The organism is Rhizobium sp. CF080 (genome assembly GCF_000282095.2).
GTDB lineage: Bacteria > Pseudomonadota > Alphaproteobacteria > Rhizobiales > Rhizobiaceae > Neorhizobium.
Genome location: NZ_AKKC02000016.1, coordinates 498,180 through 511,818, shown reverse-complemented (window position 1 = coordinate 511,818; position 13,639 = coordinate 498,180). Strand labels below are relative to the sequence as shown.

Genomic DNA, 13,639 nt, shown 5'->3' with positions numbered 1-13,639 from the left:
CAGTTGCTGCCATGACCGGCCCGGTGCGCGGAAGGCTTGCACCTGTTGATCATACGACGGCCGGCTCCGGCCGTTTCCGTGTGAAGAGGGAGATCGCCATGAGAACGCCCGCCATCTGTAATAGGGAGCCAGCCGTCTCGCTGAAACTTGGCCAGCGGGCTTCGAAAATGAAGCCGTAGGTCAGGCCGAACAGGGTCTCGGCGCTGATCAGCTGGGCGGCGAGCGCCAGCGGCAGCCGCTGGGATGCGACCACCCAGAACCAGGTGGCAAGCCAGGATCCCGCAAGTCCCATCAGCAGCGACCAGAGGAGAAAAGTGCCGAGGCCTCCGGCGGCGGTGGCGGTCTCGAACGACGTGAAGGGCAGCAGAAAAATGCTGCCGATCCCGGCGCCGAGGCCCTGCAGACCCGTCCAATGAAGCCCGTCCGGGGCGTCCGGCGCACGCAAGACGGCGGCGTTCGCCATCCCGTAGGCGATCCAGATGAGGAGCGCGGCTATGGCGGCGCAAAGGCCGATCAGCAACTCGCCGCGCGCTCCGGCCGCAGCCTCGCCGAACGCGGCAAGATTGACGATTGCGACACCTGCGGCAATCAGCGAAAGCGGCCCGGTGAGCCGCCGCAAGGGCAGCGTGCGGTCGCGCAGGTTGGCGATCACGGCCAGCAGCACCGGCATCGTGCCGATCACCAGCGGCGGAATGGCCGCCCCGGCCATTCGCACGGCATAGGCCGCGCCGATGAAATAGCCGAGATAACCGACGCCGCCCAGCAGCAGGCCGATAGCGACTTGCCGCCCCGAAAGCCCTCGCGGACGAAACCGCTTGAAGCCCATCAGCAGGAGGGAGGCGAAACCGAATATCCCGTAACGCGCCACGGTGAGATCCAGGGCGGAAAACGGCTCGACGGCGCGCGGCGCGACGAATGTAAGGCCCCACAGCGCACAGGTCGCGAGGCCGGCGAGAATACCGATCGGCATGGAAAACTCCTTTGAGACCCGCATGATGCGAGGCAGCGCGGAGGTTTTCCATGGATAATCGAAGGTATCTTTGTTAAAAGATCTCCATGTCAAAGATAGATAAGGCAAATCGCCTTCAGATTGCGAATACGGGCTTGGATGCCGTCGATGTCGCCATCCTTGCGGCACTGGACGCCAATGCCCGCCTGCCGGTCAGCGAGCTTGCCCGCATGGTCGGCATGTCCGCGCCGGGCGTTGCGGATCGCGTTCGGCGGCTGGAGGAGAGCGGCGTCATCCGCGGTTTCACGCTGGATGTCGATACCCGCATGCTGGGTTACCCGATCCGCGCCCTGGTCCGCATCCGGCCGCTGCCGGGCAAGCTGCATGTGGTCGAAAAGCTCATCCAGGAGACGCCGCAGTTCATCGAGTGTGACAAGATCACCGGCGACGACCCGTTTCTCGCCCGGCTTGTCGTGCATTCGATCGAGGAGATGGACGACGTTCTCGAGGCGCTTTCTGAATATGCGGTGACCAGCACGGCGGTGATCAAGGGCACGTCGGTGAAACGCCGCATGCCGCCACTCTAATCGCGACGGCCAAGCACTGCCGCCACGAACGCTTCCAGGCTCGCGCGCACATGCGCGTCGATCGGGCCTGCCGGATTGAACCCCCACCAGACAAGACAGCCCTGCCACTGCGAGGCCATCAGCATGCCGATATTGTCCGGCGTGCCGGGCGTCGACGCAAAACAGGCGGTGATCGCGGTGGAGAGAACCTCGCCCCAGGCGGAACCCCGGGCGCGCAGGCGCGGATCGCGAAAATCCTCGCGCAGCATCAGCAGGCCCTCGGCATAGGCTTCGATGCCGCCATAGTCTCCCGAAAGCGTAACGAGAATGTCCACGACACCCTGCGGCGTCTTTGGTGCCGCGGCGATTGCCGCCTCGGTCCTGGCGTCGAGATCGTCCCAGGCGTGGAGCAGGGCGGCGCGGGCAAGTTCGTCCTTGTTCTTGAAACGCTGCACCAGCGTCGAGCCGGAAAGGCCGCATGCGGCCGCGAGCGAGGCGAAGGTCAGCGCCTCCGGGCCTTTTTCGTGCATCAGCTTCAGCGCTGCCGCCAGCACCTCGCGGTCGGGCATGGTTTTTGGTCGCGCCATCTTGCCTCTGGAATTATAAACGAATAAACGTTTATATATTGTCTCCATTTGAAAGGCCAGTTCTAACCATACCGAACCGGAAGGGAAGGAGCCGTCATGTCGCACGTGTACAAAAAGCCGTTGGAGGGGAAATCGCCCTGGTGGCGGGCGCCACGCGGGGCGCCGGGCGGGGCATTGCGGTCGAGCTCGGCGCGGCCGGCGCCACCGTCTATGTGACCGGCCGCACGACGCGGCAGAAACAGTCCGAATACCGCCGGCCCGAGACGATCGAGGACACCGCCGACCTGGTGACGCAAGCTGGCGGCACCGGCATCGCGGTGCCGCTCGATCACCTCGTCCCGGAGGATGTCGCAGCCCTCGTCGAGCGCATCCGCCGTGAGCAGGGGAGGCTCGATATCCTGGTCAACGACATCTGGGGCGGCGAACATCTGTTCGAATGGGACAAGCCGGTCTGGGAGCACGACCTTGAAAAGGGCCTGCGCATGCTGCGGCTGGCGATCGACACGCATCTGATCACCGCCCATCATGCGTTGAAGCTGATGATCGAAAGGCCGGGCGGCCTCCTGGTCGAGGTCACCGACGGCACCGCCGAATACAATGCCGAGCACTACCGGCTTTCGCCTTTCTACGATCTTTGCAAAACCGCGGTCACCCGGCTCGCCTGGGCGCATGGCAAGGACCTTGAGAAGGTGGGTAGTACCTCCGTGTCGATCACGCCCGGCTGGCTGCGCTCCGAGATGATGCTCGATATCTACGAGGTGACCGAGGAGAACTGGCGGGATGCCCTCGTTGCTCAGCCGCATTTCTGCATTTCGGAAACCCCGCGCTTTATCGGCCGCGCAGTGGCGGCACTTGCCGCCGATCCGGACCGGGCACGCTGGAACGGCCGGTCGCTGTCGAGCGGCGGCCTCGCCAAGGTCTATGAATTCAACGATCTCGACGGCTCGCGGCCGGATTGCTGGCGCTACATGAGAGAAGTGCAGGAGCCCGGCAAGCCGGCCGACGCGACGGGCTATCGCTGATCAACCGTCCATCGCCGCCCTCCCGATTGCAAGGCGCTCGGCCTCGTCGCGCAGGTCAAGCGTGACCACGGTGCCGTCGCGGATACCGCGTTTCAGCGCATCCTTCCGCTCCGGCTCGACCCGGATCTCTTGCCTGTCGAACAGCACCTGCAGCCGGCTGCGCGACAGCGGCAGTTCCGCCGCCAGCAGTCGGTCGAGCCGCAGACCGGTGGGATGGGGCAGGGCGAGCGTGATCGCGATCCGCCGCCAGTCCGCATCGTGACGCAGCACCGTCTTGCGCATATCGATCTCGTCGCTTTCCTCGATGCGGCTCGCCCGCGCTTTGAGCGCCAGCGCGTCGAATTCGATGCGGGCCACGAAATCCGGCGCGCTCGCCTGCATCGCTTCGAGCATGTCAGGATCGATCGCCCGGATGGTCTGCCGCTCGAAGACCGGCCGGTTCCAGGTGCCGTCGCAGGCCACGCATCTGTAGATCAGCCAGGCATCGAGCCGCTTGCCATTGGCATTGAGGCGGATGCGGCCGCTGGAGCGGAAGGGTTTTGATACCCCGCAGGTGCTGCAGGCAAGGATCGGCCGGGGTGGAGTTTTAGGGGTTGCTGTCCATTCGAGATGGAGGATGTCGCACATGCCGTTTTGATCTTCCGGTCAGGAAGTTCATGCGGGAAACGGCACTCAAGAAGCCCTCTTGGGGGCGCACACGGCGTGGCGAAGGTCCGGACTGTGGGAGGCAAGCGTCTGAGGTTGTCGTCGGACGGTTCAGGGCGACTTAAAGGCCGCACTGGCACGATCAATGCCAAACCGGTCTCAAGCCGCCACCCCGATGAACAGTGTTCCCACGCGGACAAGCGTCATCGCTCTTCCAGCATGGGAGGGTGAACCTGTCGAGACCGGGGATTACTTAGGCAAACTGAACCTCAAAGGCCGACGCTCTTCGACTGCAAGGCATAATCATGCCAAAACGGAAGTCAAGATTTTTGGGCGTCGCGCCCGCCCGTCCTGACCTGTATAAAGGTGGGACCAATCGAACAGCGAGGATCGAACCATGGACATCAAGCGCAGCGGCTCGCAGCCTTCGCGGGCTCCGCCACAATATTTCACCGGCACCGTCCGGCTCGATCCGATCGTCGAGGCGCCGGAGCCGGCCCGGGTCAGGGCATTGTCCGTCACCTTCGAACCGGGTGCGCGCACCGACTGGCACACCCACCCGCTCGGCCAGACGCTGCTCGTCACGGCCGGCTTGGGCTTGGCCCAGGTCTGGGGCGAGCCGATCCGGTTCATCCGCCCCGGTGACGTGATCTGGTTCCCGCCCGGCGAAAAACACTGGCACGGCGCAACCGCCACCAACGCCATGACCCACATCGCCATCCAGGAATCGCTGAACGGCAGCACGGCGGAGTGGTTCGGCCCGGTGACCGACCTGCAATATGCGAGCGAGGTCGCGGAGGACTGAGCCGAACCGGCTCGGCGTCGTTCGACGTTCAAAAAGATATTGCGCGTCATTGAACGGAAACGTCTGGCGCGCAAAGATGATGCATGATTCCGAACCGGAACCAGGAGACGCCGCCGTGCCGAGCCAGACCCGCATTTCCAACCCATACCTGACTGTCGATGTGTCCTCGCTCGGCGCAGAGATGCAGGCATTGACCGCGGCGGACGGCCGCTCCTTCCTCTGGAACGGCGATGCCGCCTTCTGGAACGGCCGCTCGCCGGTGCTGTTTCCGATGGTCGGCAAGGCGCCGGAAAACCGGATCAGCGTCGATGGCAGGTCGTACGAGATGGGCCAGCACGGCTTTGCCCGCCGCAGCGAATTTACGCTTGCCGCGTCGAGCGCGACCATGTGCCGTTACGAACTCGCCGCGTCCGACGCGACACGCGCCGTCTACCCGTTCGAATTCCTGCTGGCGGTCGAGCATGCGCTCAACGGCCGGGCGCTGACGGTCGCGGCGGACGTCGAAAATCGCGACGAAAAACCGATGCCCTTCGGCCTCGGTTTCCACTCGGCCTTCGTCTGGCCGATCCCCGGTGCGGTCGGAAAGGCCCACACCATCACCCTCGACAACGGCGCCGAACCGGCCCTGACGCGGCTCGAAGGTGGGCTGGTAAAGCCGGAAAAGCTGCCGTCGCCCTTCACCGCCGGCAAGCTGACGCTCGACCATGCGATGTTCGAGGCGGATGCGATGATCTTCCCGGAAGGGGCCGGCGAGGGGCTGACCTATGCCGCCGAAGGCGGTCCCGCTCTGAAATTCTCCTTCGAGAACCTGCCGAACCTGGCGCTCTGGCAGAAGCCCGGCGCGCCCTTCATCTGCATCGAGCCCTGGCACGGCACCGCGGCCGAACTCGGCGGCTCGGACGATCTCGCCAGGCGCCCTTACGGCATGGTTCTTCAGCCGGGCGAAAAGGCCCGCTTCGCCTTCGCGGTGGAATTGCCGGAATAGCGCACCGAGCCATCCCGGCTTCCCGCCACCCCGCATTCGGTTTATGACTGCCGCAGGCATTTCGGTTGCAGTTGCCGCCCGAACGATGTCCACGACAAGGACCCGGCCTGACCTCAGGCTGTCCCGCGAGTGCTGTTGGAGGGAGACCATGGCCGCGTCGCTTCGCATAAACCACCTGTCCATCATGGTTCGCGATCTCACCCGCAGCGCCGATTTCTACCGGGAGGTCCTGCGGCTGCCGGAAATCGAGTGCAAGGTCGGCAAACCCAACATCCGCTGGTTCGGCATCGGCGACGACCACTCCATCCACCTGATCGAAGGCGATTTCGGCGCCACCTACGTCACCATGTCGACGCATCTCTGCATCGCCGTGACCGACCTCGACGGTACAATCTCCCATATCGCCGGCACTGGCACCAGATACAGCGATCTGGCGAGAAACGAGGGCAAGATCCATATCCGCCGTGACGGTGTGCGGTCGGTCTACCTGCAGGATCCGGACGGCTACTGGCTCGAGATCAGCGACGATTATTGAGAATTAAAAAAGCGCCGGCGGATCGCCGACGCTTCGGGTGTTTTGCGTTACTTCATGGCCTCGAAATCCAGCGCGTGGCCGTTGATGCAGTAGCGCAGGCCGGTCGGCGGCGGGCCGTCCGGGAAGACGTGGCCGAGATGGCCGCCGCAATTGGTGCAGCGGACTTCGGTGCGCACCATGCCGTGCGACGTGTCGCGGATTTCGGTGACCGCCTCCGGCTTCACCGCCTCGAAATAGCTCGGCCAGCCGCAGCCGGAATCGAACTTGGTGTCGGAGACGAACAGCGGCTCGTGGCAGGCGGCGCAGCTGTAGAGACCCTTTTCGTGGCTGTTCCAGAACGGGCCGGTAAAGGCGCGTTCGGTGCCGGCCTGCCGCAGGATGCGGTATTGGTCGGGCGTCAAGAGCGCGCGCCATTCCGCATCGGTCTTCTGGACTTTCGGGGTGATGACATCGGACATCGCAAGGTTCCTTTCGTTTTCCCCATAGATAGGCATGCGGTGGGCGAAGGAAAAGTCGCGTTTCTGTGTGTTTCGCCCGGTTCCGCTTGAGGCGGGGACATGTTTCCCATAGAAAATCATTTCCTTCCGAACAGTCGGGCGGTTTGGGGCTTCTGGAGCGGGGAGATGACATGGCTGCCAATGCGCCGGCATTGACTTTCTTCGCGTTGTTCCTGCCCTTTATCGCGGCCGTTTTCGCGCCCGTCCTCACCCGTCTTCTGGGCGACAGGGCGGCCTTCGTCCTGTCGCTGGCGCCGGCGCTCGCGTTTGCGCATTTCTGCACCTTCCTGCCCGAAATCGCCGGCGGCGAGGTGGTCACCGGCGGTTATGCCTGGGCGCCGAGCTTCAACCTCTCCTTCTCCTGGTTCCTCGACGGCCTGTCGCTCACCTTCGCGCTTCTGATCACCGGCATCGGCACCCTGATCGTCGTCTATTCCGGCGGTTACATGAAGGGCCATGAAGGGCAGGGCCGGTTTCTCGCCTTCATGCTCGCCTTCATGGGCGCAATGCTCGGCCTTGTCGTTTCCGACAGCTTTCTGATGCTGTTCGTTTATTGGGAGCTGACCTCGATCACCTCCTTCCTGCTGATCGGCTTCGATCACGAACGGGAGGCCGCGAGGCGTGCAGCGCTGCAGGCTCTGGTGGTCACCGGCGGGGGAGGGCTCTGCCTGCTCGCCGGCCTGGTCTTCCTCTGGAACATTACCGGCGTCACCCAGCTTTCGCTGCTCGTGCATCTCGGCGACGGGCTGCGCCAGAGCCCGTTCTATCTCGCCACTCTTCTTCTGGTGCTCGGCGGCGCCTTCACCAAGTCGGCGCAGTTTCCCTTCCATTTCTGGCTGCCGAACGCCATGGAAGCGCCGACGCCGGTCTCGGCCTACCTGCATTCGGCGACCATGGTGAAGGCCGGGGTCTATCTGCTGATGCGGCTGAACCCGGTCATGGGCAATACGCCCGCCTGGGAAATCCTGCTGCCCTTCTTCGGCGGCATCACGCTCATTGCCGGCAGCTTTCTTGCCGTCCGCCAGACGGACCTGAAGCTGATGCTCGCCTATACGACCATGGCCTCGCTCGGTCTGCTCACCATGCTGACGGGTTTCGGCTCGGCCCATGCGGTCGAGGCGGCGGTGCTCTATCTCGTCGCCCATTCGCTCTTCAAGGGCGCGCTGTTCATGGTCGCCGGCACGGTGGATCACGAGGCAGGCACCCGCGACGTGACGAAGCTCGGCGGCCTGCGTGCCGCCATGCCGATCACCTTCGGCGCTGCGCTGCTGGCGGCGCTCTCGATGGGCGGCCTGCCGCTGTTCTTCGGTTTCCTCGCCAAGGAGGAGATCTATGCGGCGCTCGCCGCGGGCAATCCGCGCGCCGTGTTCTTCACCGGCCTTGCGGTGATCGGCAATGCGCTGATGTTCGCGGTAGCCTTCGCCATCGCCCTGAAGCCGTTCGTCGGCCCCCATGTCGAGACGCCGAAACACGCCCATGAGGGACCGGTCACACTCTGGCTCGGCCCGGTGGTTCTCTCGGTGCTCGGCCTGCTGGCGGCGCTCTTCTCCGGTATCGCGCATCGCTACGTTTCCTCGCCGATGGCAAGCGCGATCACCGACCAGAAGATCGTCATCGACATGTCCACCATGCCGCATCTCGGTCTGCCGCTGCTTCTGTCGGTGATCACCGTATTGCTCGGCGCGCTCGCCTTCTGGCGGCTGACCGAGCTGCGGGCCTTCATGGGGCGGGCGCTGGAAAGTCTCGGCCCCGGCCCGGACCGCGGCTTCGATCATTTCGTCTCGGGCCTGGTGCGCGTGTCGGGCGTCGTCACCCGTCTCATTCAGCCCGGCCGGCTGGAGATCTACATCACTGCGACCTTCATCCTGCTGGCGGTAACGCTGCTGGTGCCGCCCTTCGTGTTCGGCGAACTGCCGGGCTTTCCGACCTGGCCCGCCACTATTCTGGTCCAGGAAGCGGCCTTCTTCGCCATCGCGGTGATCGGCCTCGTCGCCGTGCTGCGCGCTAAGGACCGGCTGACGGCGATCGTCTCGCTCGGCATCCAGGGTTTTGCCGTCGCCGTCATCTTCCTGCTGTTCGGGGCACCGGACCTGTCGTTCACCCAGTTCATGGTCGAGACGCTGTCGGTGGTCATCCTGGCGCTGGTAATGACCCGGCTGCGGCTCAGCCCTCGCGATCACCGTCCGCTCGCGCAAAAACTCTTCGATGCGATGGTCGCAATCGCCTGCGGCCTCGGCTTCACGCTTCTGCTCATGAAATCGACGCAGGCGCCGTTCGACACCCTGCTCACCGATTTCTTCAACGCCTATTCCAAGACCGTCGCCCACGGCGCCAACGTCGTCAACGTCATCATCGTCGACTTCCGCGGCACCGATACGCTGGGCGAGATCGCGGTGGTGATGGTGACCGGGCTTGCGGTGCTGGCGCTGATCAGGGTGAGGGCGGGCAAACGCGCCGGTTCGGGGGAGGGGCAATGATGCGGTGCTCCGCGGCTTACCCCCCTCTGCCCTGCCGGGCATCTCCCCCTCAAGGGGGGAGATCGGCTGGGAGGTTGCTCACCGCTTGCAGTTTGGTGTCATCTTCCGCACGACGTTTTTGGGTGAACGGGGGTCGTGCCACTTGTGATCTCCCCACCCGAGGGGGAGATGCCCGGCAGGGCAGAGGGGGGCTGGAGGGGTTCGACCCGCAAGGGGAACGGACCTTGTTCAACCTCCAAGAAGTGGTGGCAACCAACGTGCAAGGTGCTCATCCATGAACACCCTCATCCTGCGCACCGTTGCCCCGTTTCTCACCGCCCTGATGCTGCTGTTCTCCGTCTTTGTCCTCCTGCGCGGCCACAACGAGCCCGGCGGCGGGTTCATCGGCGGGTTGATCGCGGCCTCGGCGCTGGCGATCTACGGCATCGCCTTCGGGGTCTCGGCGGTGCGCCGGGCGATCCGGTTCCACCCGATGGCGATTGCCGGCAGCGGCCTGCTGCTCGCGACCCTCTCCGGCCTGATCTCGATCCTCTCAGGCGTGCCGTTCATGACCGGGCTCTGGGTCTATCCGGTCATCTTCGAGGTCGAAGTGCCGCTCTCGACCGTCATGTCCTTCGATATCGGCGTCTACCTGGTCGTGGTCGGCGCTATCACCTCGATCGCGCTGGCGCTCGAGCAGAATGAGGGGGAGAGCTGATGGAAGCGCTGTTCTCGATCCTCATCGGCCTGTTCTTCGCCGCGGCGATCTACCTTCTTCTGTCGAAACACACCGTGCGCATCCTGCTCGGCGTGGCGCTGCTCGGCAATGCGGTCAACCTGCTGCTCTTCACCACCGGCAGGCTCACCCGCGAAGTGCCGCCGATCATCCCGGCCGGCATGGAGACGCTGCCCTCAGGCGCTGCCAATCCGCTGCCGCAGGCGCTGATCCTGACGGCGATCGTCATCTCGTTTTCCTTCTTCGCCTTCCTTCTGGTGCTGACCTACCGCGCCTACCAGGAACTCGGAACCGACGACACCGACGAGATGCGCCTCGCCGAACCGCGGGACGAGCAGCTTCCGCCTGTGGGGTATTGAGGGAATGGTGTTGCAGGTCGTTATTCCCTTTCGTACTGCCGGCTTTGGATGCCGCGGCACCCCCCTCTGCCCTGCCGGGCATCTCCCCCTCAAGGGGGGAGATCGGCCAGAGGCAGGCTCCCCGCTTCCTATTGGACCGGGGCATACGCAAGCCTCTGTCAAACGATACGCGCTGTGTCTCACTCAACCGCTTGTTACGATCCGGGCAGGGCGTCGGCCCCAGCCGATCTCCCCCCTTGAGGGGGAGATGCCCGGCAGGGCAGAGGGGGGTATCCCGGCTTCGAGGATAGCGGGCCGAGCAGAGGAATGTAGCGCGGCCATGATAGCCGGCAGGACAGCGGGAGGCCTCCACTGATGGCCTCTCCTCCCACCGACCTCTCCGCCGCTCTCGTCCTTTCCGCCCCGCCGCTGACCGACTGGCTGGTGGTGCTGCCTGTCGCCCTGATGATAACCCTCGGCGCCATCCTGATGATGGTGCGCAAATCCGTCCGCCTGCACAGCGGCATCGCGATCGCCGGCCTTGTTCTGCTCGTCTTCCTCGATGCCGGGCTGCTCTGGCGCGTCATGGTCCACGGCCCGGTCACGATGGTGATGGGCCGCTGGCTGCCGCCCTTCGGCATCGCGTTTACCGCCGACCTTTTTGGCGCGGTCATGGCGCTTGCCGCGGCGATCGCAGCCCTTGCCGCCGGCATATTCGCGCTCTGCGATATCGACGCAAACAGCCGGCGCTACGGCTTCTACCCGTTCCTGATGCTGCTGATGGCAGGCGTCACGGGCGCGTTCCTGACGGGCGACATCTTCAACCTCTATGTCTGGTTCGAGGTCCTGCTGATCGCGTCCTTCGGCCTCTTGATCCTCGGCTCCGAGCCGGAACAGATCGACGGCGCGCTGAAATACGCGATCCTCAACCTGATCGGCACGACGCTGTTCCTGATCGCGGTCGGCATCCTCTATGCGGTCTTCGGCACGCTCAACATGGCCGATATCGCCCGCAAGGCGGCAGGCCTGCGCGAGACAGCGCCGCTGACGACGCTGACGGCGCTGTTCATCCTCGCCTTCGCCATGAAGGCCGCCGCCTTCCCGGTGAATTTCTGGCTGCCGGCTTCCTATCACACGCCGCGGGTCACCGTGTCGGCGCTGTTCGGCGGGCTGCTTACCAAGGTCGGCATTTATGCGCTGATCCGTGTCGCCATCATGCTCTTCCCCGTCGAGCGCGAGGCGTTGAGCCTGATCGTCGCCATATCGGCAGCGCTCACCATGCTGGTCGGCGCACTCGGCGCCCTGGCGCAGAACGATATCCGCCGGCTCGTCGGTTACCTGGTCATCGCCGGCATCGGCAACATGATGGCGGGCGTCGCGATCGGCACGCCGGCGGCGGTCAGCGGCGCGATCCTCTATGCGCTGCATTCGGTGGTGACCATGACCGCGCTCTATCTGGTGGCGGGGCAAGCGGGCCGGCTCGGCGGAACATGGTCGCTGACCGGGCTTGGCGGGCTTTACCGCAAGGCGCCGTGGTTTTCGGGCGCCGCCTTCCTGCTGTTCCTGGCCGCTGCCGGCCTGCCGCCGCTGTCCGGCCTGTGGCCCAAGGTGGCGCTCTTGAAAGCCTCGCTGGATATCGGCGCGTGGTGGCTGGCCGCAGCGATCCTCGTCTCCGCCTTCCTGGTCACGCTGGCGCTTGCCCGCGTCTTCCTGCTTGCCTTTTGGCGGCCGCAGCCCGAACCTGTTCCCGAGGCCGCCGCTGCGGGCGGCCTGACCGTCGACTGGCGCATCGCCCTGCCGCTCTTCTGCCTGACGGCGCTCACCGTGCTGTTCGGCCTGATGCCGGAGCCGCTGCTCGATCTGACCCAGACGGCGGCAGCCGGACTTGGTGAGCCGGCGGCCTATATCCAGTCGGTCTTCCCGGGAGGGACAGCGCGATGATCACCTATATCCTGTCGCTGGTCTTTGCGATCGTCTGGGTCGCCGTTACCGGCAGCGCGACGCTCCACAACCTGATCTTCGGGTTTGCGCTGTCGACGCTGGCGCTCTGGATCGTGCGCGGAGAAATGGGGGCGCGCGGCTATTGGCGGCGGCTTGGCCGCATCCTGCTGCTGCTTGCCCTGTTCTTCAAGGAACTGGCGCTGTCGGCCTGGAAAGTGGCCGTTCTGGTGATGAGTCCCCGCATGGACCTGAAGCCCGGCATCTTCGCCTTTCCGCTGACCGTAACGCGCGATTTCGAGATCACCTTGCTTGCCAACCTCATCACGCTGACACCCGGCACGCTGTCTGTCGACGTGTCGCAGGATCGCAGGACGCTGTTCGTCCACGCGATCGATTGTTCCGATATCGAAGCCACGAAACGGGATATCGCCGCGGGCTTCGAGCGCAGGATCATCGAGGCTTTCCAATGACGGCTCAGGTGATCCTCTCCTATTCGATCTGGCTGGCGTTCGTGGTGCTCTGCATCTCGTTCCTGCTCACCGTCTGGCGGGTGATCAGGGGGCCGACGCTTCCCGACCGGGTCGTGGCGCTCGACATGCTGACCGGCATCGTCATCGGCTTCATCGCGCTGATCGCCATCCGTACCGGCTTCACGCTCTATATCGATATCGCCATCTCGCTCGGCCTTGTCGGGTTTCTCGCGACCGTCGCGTTTGCCCGCTTCATTTTGTCGCGCGGCGGCCGGGAAGGCCCGCAAGGGGAGACAGTCAAGGCGGACATGATCAGGGCGCTTGCGGCCCCCGTGCCCGAACCGCGCCGCGGTGCGCGCAAGAAAACCGCTGCCGGCACCGGCCCGGCCGTCAGACGGAAGGCAAAGAAATGACCGACAGTATCCTTGCCATCCTCACCGCTCTGCTGGTGCTGTCAGGCGCCGGTTTTGCGCTGGTGGCGGCGATCGGCCTCAACCGGCTGCCCGATCTCTATACCCGCATGCACGCGGCATCCAAGGCCGGCACTGTCGGTTCAGGCCTGCTGCTGCTGGCGGTCGGCGTCCATGCGGGCGACTTGTCGACGTTCGCGAGAGCGCTTGCGGGCTTCTTCTTCTTCGTGTTGACCGCGCCGATTTCGGCGCATCTGCTCGCAATGGCAGCGCACAAGGTCGGATATCCACTTTACGGTGAGTCCGTCCGGGATGAAATGAAGGATTATGATAAGCGAATATAATCCCTTCGCAAACGAGTTATAACGCTGTCGTGATTGAACAAATGCCCATCTATTCATCAGTAAAGCTGATGTAGGCGCGATATAGGCTGCAGAAAGGCTGGTAACCAGCAAAATTCGCACTTGGAGATAAAGCGAAGCAGTGGTACTTCATTACAAGTAGAGTGCATATGTTGTTCTAGATTAGGCGTTCTCTCGTCAATTCGGTGAAGTCGACAAGTTCTTCGGAATGAGGAACGATAAGCGCCGTTCACAGACGAGGGCAAGTTCAATCGAACGCAATATCCGGTGTGAACCGTTTTCTTTTCCGCATGAAGCTTAGGGGTAGGCTTCGGTCGCAAGACGGCGGGATGGCA

At 64.2% G+C, this 13,639-nt stretch carries 16 protein-coding genes; 12 read left to right on the top strand and 4 right to left on the bottom strand.

Features of this window, described 5'->3' with window-relative positions:
• Nucleotides 1–49: 49 nt before the first annotated feature.
• Nucleotides 50–970, bottom strand: coding sequence for a DMT family transporter (locus PMI07_RS32860; protein ID WP_024164389.1), 921 nt, complete (start codon nucleotides 968–970; stop codon nucleotides 50–52).
• An 86-nt stretch (nucleotides 971–1,056) separates the two neighbouring features.
• Here PMI07_RS32860 and PMI07_RS32855 point away from each other — a divergent pair, with 86 nt between their 5' ends.
• Nucleotides 1,057–1,536: an Lrp/AsnC family transcriptional regulator gene (locus PMI07_RS32855; protein ID WP_007773364.1), complete on the top strand. Its 480-nt coding sequence runs from the start codon at nucleotides 1,057–1,059 to the stop codon at nucleotides 1,534–1,536.
• Here PMI07_RS32855 and PMI07_RS32850 read toward each other — a convergent pair.
• Nucleotides 1,533–2,102, bottom strand: a complete 570-nt coding sequence (locus PMI07_RS32850) for a TetR/AcrR family transcriptional regulator (RefSeq protein WP_007773365.1) — start codon at nucleotides 2,100–2,102, stop codon at nucleotides 1,533–1,535. The genes PMI07_RS32855 and PMI07_RS32850 overlap by 4 nt on opposite strands.
• A 68-nt stretch (nucleotides 2,103–2,170) precedes the next feature.
• Between PMI07_RS32850 and PMI07_RS32845 the strand changes: the two genes are divergently transcribed.
• Entirely contained in the window at nucleotides 2,171–3,124 is a 954-nt protein-coding gene (locus tag PMI07_RS32845) for an SDR family oxidoreductase (RefSeq protein ID WP_081761036.1), read from the top strand.
• Here PMI07_RS32845 and PMI07_RS32840 read toward each other — a convergent pair whose 3' ends face one another.
• A complete protein-coding gene (locus PMI07_RS32840) occupies nucleotides 3,125–3,751 on the bottom strand; it encodes a DUF1062 domain-containing protein (RefSeq protein ID WP_007763709.1) in 627 nt (208 codons plus the stop codon).
• A 415-nt stretch (nucleotides 3,752–4,166) separates the two neighbouring features.
• On the opposite strand from PMI07_RS32840, the gene PMI07_RS32835 reads away from it, so the two are divergent.
• The 3 genes from PMI07_RS32835 to PMI07_RS32825 all read left to right on the top strand — a co-directional run bounded on the left by PMI07_RS32835 (nucleotide 4,167) and on the right by PMI07_RS32825 (nucleotide 6,094).
• Nucleotides 4,167–4,574 carry a cupin domain-containing protein gene (locus tag PMI07_RS32835; protein WP_007763712.1) on the top strand — a complete coding sequence of 136 codons (408 nt, stop codon included), beginning with the start codon at nucleotides 4,167–4,169 and terminating at the stop codon, nucleotides 4,572–4,574.
• 115 nt (nucleotides 4,575–4,689) lie between these two features.
• Complete coding sequence (locus PMI07_RS32830) at nucleotides 4,690–5,559, top strand: aldose 1-epimerase family protein (protein ID WP_007763714.1); 870 nt, start codon at nucleotides 4,690–4,692, stop codon at nucleotides 5,557–5,559.
• 148 nt (nucleotides 5,560–5,707) lie between these two features.
• Nucleotides 5,708–6,094: a VOC family protein gene (locus PMI07_RS32825; protein ID WP_007763715.1), complete on the top strand. Its 387-nt coding sequence runs from the start codon at nucleotides 5,708–5,710 to the stop codon at nucleotides 6,092–6,094.
• Nucleotides 6,095–6,141: 47 nt separating this feature from the next.
• Here the strand turns inward: PMI07_RS32825 and msrB are convergent, their stop codons facing one another.
• A complete protein-coding gene (msrB, locus tag PMI07_RS32820) occupies nucleotides 6,142–6,552 on the bottom strand; it encodes a peptide-methionine (R)-S-oxide reductase MsrB (protein ID WP_037088877.1) in 411 nt (136 codons plus the stop codon).
• Between the two features lie 170 nt (nucleotides 6,553–6,722).
• Here msrB and PMI07_RS32815 point away from each other — a divergent pair, with 170 nt between their 5' ends.
• The 7 genes from PMI07_RS32815 to mnhG all read left to right on the top strand — a co-directional run bounded on the left by PMI07_RS32815 (nucleotide 6,723) and on the right by mnhG (nucleotide 13,286).
• On the top strand, nucleotides 6,723–9,068 hold the full coding sequence (locus tag PMI07_RS32815; RefSeq protein ID WP_007763720.1) for a putative monovalent cation/H+ antiporter subunit A: 2,346 nt from the start codon (nucleotides 6,723–6,725) through the stop codon (nucleotides 9,066–9,068).
• Nucleotides 9,069–9,342: 274 nt separating this feature from the next.
• A complete protein-coding gene (locus PMI07_RS32810; protein ID WP_007763722.1) occupies nucleotides 9,343–9,765 on the top strand; it encodes a Na+/H+ antiporter subunit B in 423 nt (140 codons plus the stop codon).
• Nucleotides 9,765–10,142 (top strand): Na+/H+ antiporter subunit C, encoded by a 378-nt coding sequence (locus PMI07_RS32805; RefSeq protein WP_024164387.1) that lies wholly within the window; start codon nucleotides 9,765–9,767, stop codon nucleotides 10,140–10,142. The genes PMI07_RS32810 and PMI07_RS32805 overlap by 1 nt, the downstream gene beginning before the upstream one ends.
• Nucleotides 10,143–10,496: 354 nt before the next feature.
• Nucleotides 10,497–12,062, top strand: coding sequence for a Na+/H+ antiporter subunit D (locus PMI07_RS32800; RefSeq protein ID WP_024164386.1), 1,566 nt, complete (start codon nucleotides 10,497–10,499; stop codon nucleotides 12,060–12,062).
• Entirely contained in the window at nucleotides 12,059–12,532 is a 474-nt protein-coding gene (locus PMI07_RS32795; protein WP_007759393.1) for a Na+/H+ antiporter subunit E, read from the top strand. The genes PMI07_RS32800 and PMI07_RS32795 overlap by 4 nt, the downstream gene beginning before the upstream one ends.
• The gene (locus PMI07_RS32790) at nucleotides 12,529–12,945 is read left to right on the top strand and encodes a cation:proton antiporter (RefSeq protein WP_007759394.1); all 417 of its coding nucleotides are present in this window, start codon (nucleotides 12,529–12,531) and stop codon (nucleotides 12,943–12,945) included. Before PMI07_RS32795 ends, PMI07_RS32790 begins: the two co-directional genes overlap by 4 nt.
• Nucleotides 12,942–13,286 carry a monovalent cation/H(+) antiporter subunit G gene (gene mnhG / locus PMI07_RS32785; RefSeq protein WP_007759395.1) on the top strand — a complete coding sequence of 115 codons (345 nt, stop codon included), beginning with the start codon at nucleotides 12,942–12,944 and terminating at the stop codon, nucleotides 13,284–13,286. The genes PMI07_RS32790 and mnhG overlap by 4 nt, the downstream gene beginning before the upstream one ends.
• Nucleotides 13,287–13,639: the final 353 nt, after the last annotated feature.

What these genes read in the sequence shown, in the direction of transcription:
- PMI07_RS32860 (WP_024164389.1), bottom strand. Translation starts at nt 970, where the DNA reads ATGCCGATCGGTATTCTCGCCGGCCTCGCGACCTGTGCGCTGTGGGGC.
- PMI07_RS32855 (WP_007773364.1), top strand. Translation starts at nt 1,057, where the DNA reads ATGTCAAAGATAGATAAGGCAAATCGCCTTCAGATTGCGAATACGGGC.
- PMI07_RS32850 (WP_007773365.1), bottom strand. Translation starts at nt 2,102, where the DNA reads ATGGCGCGACCAAAAACCATGCCCGACCGCGAGGTGCTGGCGGCAGCG.
- PMI07_RS32840 (WP_007763709.1), bottom strand. Translation starts at nt 3,751, where the DNA reads ATGTGCGACATCCTCCATCTCGAATGGACAGCAACCCCTAAAACTCCA.
- PMI07_RS32835 (WP_007763712.1), top strand. Translation starts at nt 4,167, where the DNA reads ATGGACATCAAGCGCAGCGGCTCGCAGCCTTCGCGGGCTCCGCCACAA.
- PMI07_RS32825 (WP_007763715.1), top strand. Translation starts at nt 5,708, where the DNA reads ATGGCCGCGTCGCTTCGCATAAACCACCTGTCCATCATGGTTCGCGAT.
- msrB (WP_037088877.1), bottom strand. Translation starts at nt 6,552, where the DNA reads ATGTCCGATGTCATCACCCCGAAAGTCCAGAAGACCGATGCGGAATGG.
- PMI07_RS32815 (WP_007763720.1), top strand. Translation starts at nt 6,723, where the DNA reads ATGGCTGCCAATGCGCCGGCATTGACTTTCTTCGCGTTGTTCCTGCCC.
- PMI07_RS32810 (WP_007763722.1), top strand. Translation starts at nt 9,343, where the DNA reads ATGAACACCCTCATCCTGCGCACCGTTGCCCCGTTTCTCACCGCCCTG.
- PMI07_RS32805 (WP_024164387.1), top strand. Translation starts at nt 9,765, where the DNA reads ATGGAAGCGCTGTTCTCGATCCTCATCGGCCTGTTCTTCGCCGCGGCG.
- PMI07_RS32800 (WP_024164386.1), top strand. Translation starts at nt 10,497, where the DNA reads ATGGCCTCTCCTCCCACCGACCTCTCCGCCGCTCTCGTCCTTTCCGCC.
- PMI07_RS32795 (WP_007759393.1), top strand. Translation starts at nt 12,059, where the DNA reads ATGATCACCTATATCCTGTCGCTGGTCTTTGCGATCGTCTGGGTCGCC.
- PMI07_RS32790 (WP_007759394.1), top strand. Translation starts at nt 12,529, where the DNA reads ATGACGGCTCAGGTGATCCTCTCCTATTCGATCTGGCTGGCGTTCGTG.
- mnhG (WP_007759395.1), top strand. Translation starts at nt 12,942, where the DNA reads ATGACCGACAGTATCCTTGCCATCCTCACCGCTCTGCTGGTGCTGTCA.